This is a genomic window from Tomitella cavernea, assembly GCF_016599145.1.
In the GTDB taxonomy this organism is placed as follows: Bacteria; Actinomycetota; Actinomycetes; order Mycobacteriales; family Mycobacteriaceae; genus Tomitella; species Tomitella cavernae.
Genome location: NZ_JAENKO010000030.1, coordinates 45,200 through 53,523, shown reverse-complemented (window position 1 = coordinate 53,523; position 8,324 = coordinate 45,200). Strand labels below are relative to the sequence as shown.

At 71.7% G+C, this 8,324-nt stretch carries 10 protein-coding genes; 7 read left to right on the top strand and 3 right to left on the bottom strand.

Going from position 1 to position 8,324, the window contains the following annotated elements:
- Nucleotides 1–87: 87 nt before the first annotated feature.
- Entirely contained in the window at nt 88–1,335 is a 1,248-nt protein-coding gene (locus tag JJ683_RS11795) for an Rv3212 family protein (protein ID WP_200174312.1), read from the top strand.
- A 26-nt stretch (nt 1,336–1,361) separates the two neighbouring features.
- Here JJ683_RS11795 and JJ683_RS11790 read toward each other — a convergent pair whose 3' ends face one another.
- A complete protein-coding gene (locus JJ683_RS11790) occupies nt 1,362–2,165 on the bottom strand; it encodes a ParA family protein (RefSeq protein WP_200174310.1) in 804 nt (267 codons plus the stop codon).
- A gap of 96 nt (nt 2,166–2,261) precedes the next feature.
- Here JJ683_RS11790 and JJ683_RS11785 point away from each other — a divergent pair, with 96 nt between their 5' ends.
- The 3 genes from JJ683_RS11785 (at nt 2,262) to JJ683_RS11775 (ending at nt 4,050) form a co-directional block, all read left to right on the top strand.
- Complete coding sequence (locus JJ683_RS11785; protein WP_200174308.1) at nt 2,262–2,912, top strand: acid phosphatase; 651 nt, start codon at nt 2,262–2,264, stop codon at nt 2,910–2,912.
- Entirely contained in the window at nt 2,909–3,403 is a 495-nt protein-coding gene (locus JJ683_RS11780) for a GNAT family N-acetyltransferase (protein ID WP_200174306.1), read from the top strand. Before JJ683_RS11785 ends, JJ683_RS11780 begins: the two co-directional genes overlap by 4 nt.
- Nucleotides 3,404–3,486: 83 nt before the next feature.
- Nucleotides 3,487–4,050 (top strand): nuclear transport factor 2 family protein, encoded by a 564-nt coding sequence (locus JJ683_RS11775; RefSeq protein WP_307810882.1) that lies wholly within the window; start codon nt 3,487–3,489, stop codon nt 4,048–4,050.
- A 35-nt stretch (nt 4,051–4,085) separates the two neighbouring features.
- Here JJ683_RS11775 and JJ683_RS11770 read toward each other — a convergent pair whose 3' ends face one another.
- The gene (locus tag JJ683_RS11770) at nt 4,086–4,589 is read right to left on the bottom strand and encodes a hypothetical protein (protein ID WP_207280160.1); all 504 of its coding nucleotides are present in this window, start codon (nt 4,587–4,589) and stop codon (nt 4,086–4,088) included.
- Nucleotides 4,590–4,640: 51 nt separating this feature from the next.
- Here JJ683_RS11770 and JJ683_RS11765 point away from each other — a divergent pair, with 51 nt between their 5' ends.
- A complete protein-coding gene (locus JJ683_RS11765; RefSeq protein WP_200174302.1) occupies nt 4,641–5,600 on the top strand; it encodes a diacylglycerol/lipid kinase family protein in 960 nt (319 codons plus the stop codon).
- A gap of 591 nt (nt 5,601–6,191) precedes the next feature.
- Entirely contained in the window at nt 6,192–6,446 is a 255-nt protein-coding gene (locus JJ683_RS11760; protein ID WP_143909592.1) for a WhiB family transcriptional regulator, read from the top strand.
- Between the two features lie 107 nt (nt 6,447–6,553).
- Here JJ683_RS11760 and JJ683_RS11755 read toward each other — a convergent pair whose 3' ends face one another.
- The gene (locus JJ683_RS11755) at nt 6,554–8,056 is read right to left on the bottom strand and encodes a sensor histidine kinase (RefSeq protein ID WP_200174300.1); all 1,503 of its coding nucleotides are present in this window, start codon (nt 8,054–8,056) and stop codon (nt 6,554–6,556) included.
- A gap of 185 nt (nt 8,057–8,241) precedes the next feature.
- Here JJ683_RS11755 and JJ683_RS19745 point away from each other — a divergent pair, with 185 nt between their 5' ends.
- Nucleotides 8,242–8,316, top strand: a complete 75-nt coding sequence (locus tag JJ683_RS19745) for a 50S ribosomal protein bL37 (protein ID WP_372435292.1) — start codon at nt 8,242–8,244, stop codon at nt 8,314–8,316.
- Nucleotides 8,317–8,324: the final 8 nt, after the last annotated feature.

Below are 8,324 nucleotides of genomic sequence, written 5' to 3'. Positions count from 1 at the left end.
CGCCGGGGCGGCGGCGCATCGGGCGCCGGCGCGGCGGGCGGCAGGGCCCCGCAGGGCAGTGCCGCGACCGCGGACTGACTCCGCCCCGTGCTCCGGCCCGAGCGGCGCACGCGAGCCGACTACGCCGCCATCGCGCTGATCAGCGCCGCGATCCTCATCGCGGCGCTGATCGTGTGGTGGACGAGCCCGTCGCGCGCCACCGATGCGGTCCCCGCCGCCGATCCGGCCCCGGTCCCCACCGCGGTCACCGGCCTGCCGGCGGCCCTGGGCGAGATCTGGCGCGCCCCCGATTCCGCCGCCGACCACCCGCTCGTGGTCGGCGGAACGGTGATCACCGCCGACGGGTCCGCAGTGATCGGCCACGATTTCCGCACCGGCAAGACCCGCTGGTCGTATGAGCGCGGGGTCCCGCTGTGCGCGGCGACGGCCGCGTTCGGCCACGCCGTGGCCGTGTACCGCACCGGCAACGGCTGCAGCGAGGTGACCGCGATCGATGCGGACTCGGGCCGCCGCGGCCCGCAGCGCAGCAGCAACTCCGACAACACGATGCGACTGCTCACCGATGAGGATCGGGTGACCGCGGTGGGGACGACCCGCATCGAATCGTGGCGTTCCGACCTGGTGCGCACGGTCGAGTACGGCCGCGTCGACGCGCCGGTGCACCCGGACGGCGACCCGCACCCGGGGTGCACCATCGACTCGGCCGCCGCGTCCGGCACCCGCATAGCAGTACTCGAACACTGCCCCGGTGACGCGGGCGTGCGGTTGACGGTCATCACCGCCACGCCCGACGACGCCTCCCAGCCGGACGTCCTGGGCTCCCAGGTGCTCGGCATCGACGGTGCGGCGCTGCACACAGCGCACGTGGTGGCCGTGTCCGGGGAACGCACCGCCGTCGTCGCGACCGACGGCGCGGGCACCGCGCTGCTCGTCTACGACGCGAGCGTCGCCCGCGAAAGCCTCACGCCACTCGCCCCCGGCGCTGCGGCCGACCGCATCGTGGTGGGCGCCCGGTCCGGTCCGGTGATCACCTTCTGGACCGGCACGGCGACGGTGGCCCTCGACGCCCGTACCCTCGCCGTCCGCTGGCGCATGCCGGACACGCTGGGGCCGGGCACCTCGATGGCCTCGGCGCTACTGGTGCCCACCCGCGAAGGCCTGGCCGTCACGGGCACCTGGGACGGCAGCGTGCGGCGCACGATCCCCGTCGACCGCAGCGCCGACGGAGCCGCGGGAAAGGCCGGCCCGGTTGTCCCCGGCACTGCCGGGGACGTCGTGCTGGAACAGCGCGGCGGGACCCTCGTCGCGCTCACCCCCGTGCCGCCGCGCGAGTGACGGGGACGCTCACGAATCGATCGTCGTCACGAATAGATCTCCGCGGCGGACAGCGTCGCCAATTCGGCGCCGTCCTCCCAGTGGGCCAGCAGGTTTCCCGCCAGCTCCCGGTACGCGGCGGCCCCCTTGTTCTTGCGGCCGGCCAGCACCGTCGATCCTGACGCGGAGGCTTCCGCGAACCGCACCGTGCGCGGAACGGGCGGCGCGAGCACCGGCATGTCGTAGCGGTCGGACACGTCTGCGAGCACGTCGCGGCTGTGCGTGGTGCGCGCGTCGTACAGCGTCGGCAGCACGCCGAGCATGCGCAGCGCCGGATTGGTGATCGACTGGACCTCCTCGACCGTGCGCAGCAGCTGCCCCACCCCGCGGTGCGCCAGCGTCTCGCACTGCAGGGGCACCATCACCGCGTCCGCGGCGGTGAGCCCATTGAGGGTGAGCACGCCCAGCGACGGCGGGCAGTCGATGAAGATGAAGTCGAACCGCTCGGCGACGGCGGTCAGCGCCCGACGCAGGGCATGTTCGCGTCCCGGACGCATCAGCAGCAGGGCCTCCGCGCCCGCCAGGTCGATCGTCGCGGGCAACAGCGTCATCCCGTCCGCCGTGTCGACCAGGACGTCCTCCACGTCCGCGTCACCGATCAGCACCTCGTGCACAGACGACGCGAGCCTGTCGGGGTCGTGCCCCAGCGAGAACGTCAAACACGCCTGCGGGTCGAGGTCGACGATCAGCACCGACCTGCCGCGGGCCACCAGGGCGGCGCCCAACGATGCGACGGTGGTCGTCTTGGCGACCCCGCCCTTCTGATTTGCCACTGCCAGAACTCTTGCCACGTCCGCCATCCTCGCCGATCGTTGTCGCCCAGGCCACATCCGCCCCGTTGTCGGCGCGCCGACGCCGCCGTCGCCCGCGCGCGGACCCGGCCCGGTATGGCCGTGACGCGCAGGTGCGAAGATGAGCGGGTGAAGGACCACTTCCGTATCGTCCTCGTCCGGCACGGCGAAACCGACTGGTCGGCGTCCGGCAGGCACACCGGCCGGACCGACGTCGCGCTCACTGCGGCGGGCATCGACCAGGCCCGACGGCTGCCGGACCTGCTGGCGCCTCTGCAGCTGGACGATCCGCTGGTGATTGCGAGCCCGCGGCGGCGCGCGCTGGACACGGCGCGCCTGGCGGGCCTGGCCGTCGACGCCGTCGACGATGGGCTCGCCGAATGGGACTACGGCGACTACGAGGGGGTGACGACCCCCGAGATCCGGCGGACCGTCCCCGGTTGGACGGTGTGGACGCATCCGTGCCCTGGGGGCGAAACGGCCGCGCAGGTCGCCGCACGCGCGGACGGGGTCCTGCGTTCCGTGGCGGGCCCGGAGACGCGGCGGGACGTCGTGCTCGTGGGGCACGGCCACTTCTCGCGGGCACTCATGGCCCGCTGGATCGACGCCGAAGTGACGCTGGGCGCGCGCCTGGCCATGCCCACCGCTGCGGTGGCCGAACTGGGCCACGAGCACGAATACCGGGTGATCTGCTCCGTGGCAGGCCCGCGGCGACTGCCCGCACGACACGGGGAGCCGATCCGATGACCGTCCACGTCCGCCGCGTCCGCCGCGATGACACGCCCGTGCTCGTCGAGCTCATCGAGGGGCTCGCGGAGTTCGAGCGCATGCGCGACCAGTGCACGGTGACGCCCGACCTGCTGACGGACGCCCTCTTCTCCCCGGATGCGGCGGTGTTCGGACACGTCGCCGAGGAGGACGACGGCCGGATCGCGGGGATGGCATTATGGTATCTCACGTTCAGTACGTGGGACGGCGTCCACGGCATCCACCTGGAGGACCTCTACGTGCGGCCCGCGTGCCGCGGGCGGGGGCACGGCCGCAGGCTGCTCGCCGCCCTGGCCGCCGTGTGCACACGGCGCGGGTACACACGCCTCGAGTGGGAGGTGCTGAACTGGAATGCCGACGCCATCCGCTTCTACGAGTCCCTCGGCGCGATCGGGCGCGGCGAATGGACGCAGAACCGGCTCACCGACGGCGCTCTTGCGGCGCTGGCGGCGGAAGGAGACGCACGGTGAACGCACCACAGTCGTCGGGGCCCGAGGGAACCGGACCTGATGGATCGGGGCCTGTGGGATCGGGGCCTGTGGGATCGGGGCCCGTGGGATTGCCGGTCGGAGCCGCGGAGGTGGCCGAGCTGGCGGCCCGGCAGCAGATCCGGGACGCGGTGATGCGCTACTGCCGCGGCATCGACCGCCTCGACATGGCGGCGGTCCGCTCGGCCTACCACCCCGACGGGGTCGACCATCACACCGGTTTCGACGGCCCGGTCGACGGGTTCATCGCGTGGGTGGAGCCGCTGTTGCGCACACTCGACGGGACCCGCCACGAGATCGCCAACCACCTCGCGCAGGTCCGCGGCGACCGGGCGGTGGCGGAGAGCTACGGCGTCGCCCGCCACTGGGGCGCCCATCGTGCGATGAACTTCACGACCGGCCTGCGCTACGTAGACTACTTCGAACGGCGCGGCGGCACGTGGGCCATCGTCGAACGATTCGCGGTGCGCGAGTGGAACCGCGCCGAGGGCGCGCCGCCCGGTGACGGCGGCAGTACCGGTGCAAAAGCCACCGCGTCCCCGCGCATCACTTACGGCGCCGACGACGGCCCGGCCGGCACGCGCGACGCGAACGACCCCGTATACCGGCTACTGCAGCGCCTGCGCTGACGCCGACGGGAAACGGGGCGATCCCCCGGGCGAGTTCAGCTGTCGGCGTCGTCCGGACGATCGGAGTCGGTATCGGCGCGATGCGCATAGGGGCGGTTCATCCACGCCGACGTCTGCGGGTGCACCAGCAGCACGAACGCGGGCACGATGGCCAGGACGATGAGTATCCCCCAGGCTATCTGGTGCGACTGGCCGAGCAGGGAGAACGCGAAGGGCGCCAGCAGCACCTGGGTGATGATGGCGACTCCCCGCCCGCCGCGCCTGCCCAGCAGCAGGGTGATACCGGCCGCCAGGACGCCCCCGAACAACAGGCCGAACCAAGCGGCCGTGCCGTAGTAGCTGATGCCCTTGTCGTGATTGCCCACCAGCGCGCTGATCAGGTAGAAGATCGCGATCCCCACACCCACGACGCCTTCGCCGGCGACGATGCCGCCCGCGACGCGCACCGTGGTGGGCGGGGTTCCGGGGCCGGTCACGTGGGGGGCGGTCGAGGAGCTCTGCGGATCGCGCGGCCTCGCACCGTCATTGTCGTCGGGCACGCGGACAGCCTAGGCCAGCATGCCCCGGGCGTGCCGCTAGGGTAACTGAGCGTGCGCGCCCTCCTGATCGTCAATCCCCACGCCACGTCCACCACCCCGGCGGGCCGTGACCTGCTGGCGCACGCCCTGGCCAGCAGGCTCGAACTAGAGGTGGTGCACACGACGCACCGCGGCCATGCCGCCGAGCTGTCGCACCGCGCGGCACTCGAGGGCATCCAGGTCGTGGTGGTGCACGGCGGCGACGGCACCGTCAACGAGGCAGTCAACGGGCTTCTGGGCCCTCCGCATCCCGATTCCGTGCGCCAACTCGCCCCGGGCCGCACGCCCGCGGTGTGCGTGGTGCCCGGCGGCTCGGCCAACGTCTTCGCGCGGTCCTTGGGCATCCGGCCGGATCCCGTCGAGGCCACCAACCAGGTACTGGACCTGCTGGCCTCGCGTCAGCGCCGGCGTATCGGGCTGGGCCACTGCGACAACCGCTGGTTCACCTTCACCGCCGGCATGGGCGTCGACGCCCTGGTTGTCGAGGCGATGGAGGCCGCGCGCCGCGCCGGGCACACCGCCACCCCCTCCCGCTATCTGCGTACGACGGTCCGCGTGTTCCTGCGCAACGCGCGCCGCCCGGCGGCGCTGACGGTGGAGATCCCGGGCCGCGAGCCGGTGGACGGCGTGCATTACGCCTTCGTGTCCAACACCTCGCCGTGGACCTACCTGGGTGCGCACGAGGTCCGGACCAATCCCGGCACCCGCTTCGACTCCGGCCTCGGGGTTTTCGGCATGCGCAGCATGGGCACCGCGACGAGCCTGCGGCTGTCCCGGCAGCTGCTGTCCGCGACGGCGCAGCCGAAGAACAGGAACCTCGTACGCACCGACGACACGCCGTGCGTGCGGATCCGCAGCGCCGAGCCCGTCGCATTCCAGATCGACGGCGACTATCTGGGAGTGCGCACCGATATCACGTTCAACGCGGCGCCGGGGATCCTCGACGTCGTCGCGCCTGCGGAACCGGACTGATCCGTCGACCCTGGCAGCCGGTTCGATCCCGGCACACGAACACCCGGCCGACGGAAAATTCCGCTAGCGTACACCACCTGTTGCGAGTAGCATGGCGCGGGCATCCGATGCCGTCGGAAGGGATGACATCCACCGAAGACACCTCCGGAGACACGCCACCCATAAACCCACGCCGGCCAACGATGGGGTCGCGCGGAGACGTCGGTGACCGCGCGGAGAGCGAACGTCGCGACCGCCCGGCCACTCGAAGGCAGCAACCTGTTGTTCACGTTCGGCACCGTCCGCGAACGGGATGACTCAAGTACGAGACCGCTCACGGACGGAACTGGTCGCGGGCGACATGACTCGCGTGCGGCGCTGCTCACAAGCGACACCCAGTTCACGTGACGTTCCCCACGACTTCACAAAACTCTATTGACATTACCGAAGCACGTGACAGCATTCATTGGCGGGGTTCACGGCGGCCGTCCCCAGACGATCGTCCGCAGCTACCGGACAGGTGGCGCGGAAGCCTCCGGCCCGTGAACACAGCACAGATTTCACTTATCGATTAGCCGACGGTGCATGCATGCACCCAGTAAGGAGTGAGGGATGGACTGGCGCCATCGTGCCATCTGCCGCGACGAGGACCCGGAACTGTTCTTCCCGGTCGGCACGAGCGGTCCGGCGATTGCGCAGATCCAGACCGCGAAGGCGGTCTGCGCCCGCTGCCCCGTCGCCTCGGAATGCCTCACCTGGGCACTGGAGTCCGGCCAGGATGCAGGCGTGTGGGGCGGCCTCAGCGAGGACGAGCGCCGGGCGCTCAAGCGGCGCAAGGCACGCGCACGCACCCGCAGCGCAGTCTGAATCTCCGGCCGCCACGACGGCGGTCACGTCCGGGCCGGGTCCCCGCCAAGGGACCCGGCCCGGCTACGTCTCCCGCGCACTACCGTCGCGGCGACCCCCGGCGGGGCTCACTCCCCGCCGCGCACCGCGGGCATCCGCACCACCGCATCAGTGCCGCCCGCTTCGGAACGCAGCAACCTGAACTCTCCGCCCAAGTCGGCCCCCACCAGTGTCCGCACGATCTGCAGCCCCAAGCGCGGCGAATCCTCCACCGCGAACCCCGCGGGCACGCCGCGACCATCATCGTGCACGGTGACCTCCAATGACCGGGCCGACCGCACGGCGTCGATGGTCACCGCCCCAGCCTCGGCCACGCCCTCGTAGCCGTGCTCGATCGCGTTCTGCACCAGCTCCACCAAAACCATCACCAGCGGCGTGGCCCGGTCCGCGCCCAGCATGCCCAGCTCGCCCCTGCGCCGGATTCGGACGCGGCCGCCGCCTGCCACCTCGGCCATGATCGGCACCAGCCGGTCCACCACCTCGTCCAAGTCGACGTCCTCGCCCACGGAGATCGACAACGTCTCGTGCACCAGCGCGATCGACGAGACGCGGCGCACCGCCTCCGCGAGCGCCGCAGTGACCTCGGGGTCACCGCTCCGCCGGCCCTGCAGCCGCAGCAACGCGGCCACCGTCTGCAGATTGTTCTTCACCCGGTGGTGGATCTCGCGGATCGTGGCGTCCTTGCTCAGCAGCGCACGGTCCCTCCTCTTGACCTCGGTGACGTCGCGCACCAGAACGAGGGCCCCTGCCGCTGCCGTCGAGGTGCGCAGCGGGAGGGCGCGCATGAGGATCGTCGCCCCGCGCGTGTCCAGCTCGATCCGCAGCACCGAGCCGTGCACCAGGGTGTCCCGCAGCCGCTGCCCCGCCTCGCGACCGTCGAGCGGATCCCACACGAGTTCCTCGGTCACCTGCGCCAGATCCCGCCCCACCAGATCCACTGTCAGCCCCATCCGGTGGAACGCCGACTGCGCATTGGGGCTGGCGTAGGCGACGTGCCCGGACGCGTCCACGCGGATGAGCCCGTCCCCCGCCCGGGGGCTCGAATGCGAGGCCGAGTCCGCCTCGTCCGGCGGGTAGGTGCCCTCGGCCATCATCTGCTGCAACAGTGCGGCACTGTCGTCGTACACCGCCTCCAGAGGGCTGGGCACGCGGGGACGCATGCCCGCCGTCACCGCGGCGACGACCCCCACCGTGCGGGTCCCGTAGCGCACCGGAGCGGCCACGATCCGTGCCGCATCGGTGACCCCCGGCACCCCCACGACCCCCCGCACCACGGCGCCCTCGTCCCAGGCGCGCTGCAGCAGCGGCGCCTGCGCGGCGGAAGGGCGCGCGCCCACCTCGTCGCGCTGGAACACCGTGGCCGCGGTGGTGGGGCGGCACTGCGACGCGCAGATCATCGCCGACGCGGGACCGTCCACGTCCCCGACGCCGGACCTGCGTACCCACAGCAGCTGGTCGCCGAAGGAGAGGTCGGCCAGCAACTGCCACTCGCCCACCACGCGCTGCAGATGGTCGACCGCGCCGCCGTCCAGGTCGGTGTACTGCGCGAGCAAGTCACTGAGCGTGGACATCACACGGACACCGACTCCGCCGGCACCGGACCTACCGACGTCTCCGACCGCATGCACCCATCGAACCACAGTCCGGCGGACATGCGACAATGTCGCTGTCGGTGTTCCGCGTACGGCGGGCGGCCCACGTCGGTGAGCCCGCCACACCAGGCGGAACATGCACCGCTGAACGAGAGGTGAACATCATGAGCAAGCGTGGACGCAAGCGTCGCGACCGCAAGAAGAGGCCCGCCAACCACGGCAAGCGCCCCCTCAGCTGACCGTGAAC

Bases quoted from the DNA above. Each gene is read 5' to 3' on its own strand.
- JJ683_RS11785 (WP_200174308.1), top strand. From the start codon at position 2,262: ATGGCCGTGACGCGCAGGTGCGAAGATGAGCGGGTGAAGGACCACTTC.
- JJ683_RS11755 (WP_200174300.1), bottom strand. From the start codon at position 8,056: ATGTCCACGCTCAGTGACTTGCTCGCGCAGTACACCGACCTGGACGGC.
- JJ683_RS11760 (WP_143909592.1), top strand. From the start codon at position 6,192: ATGGACTGGCGCCATCGTGCCATCTGCCGCGACGAGGACCCGGAACTG.
- JJ683_RS11780 (WP_200174306.1), top strand. From the start codon at position 2,909: ATGACCGTCCACGTCCGCCGCGTCCGCCGCGATGACACGCCCGTGCTC.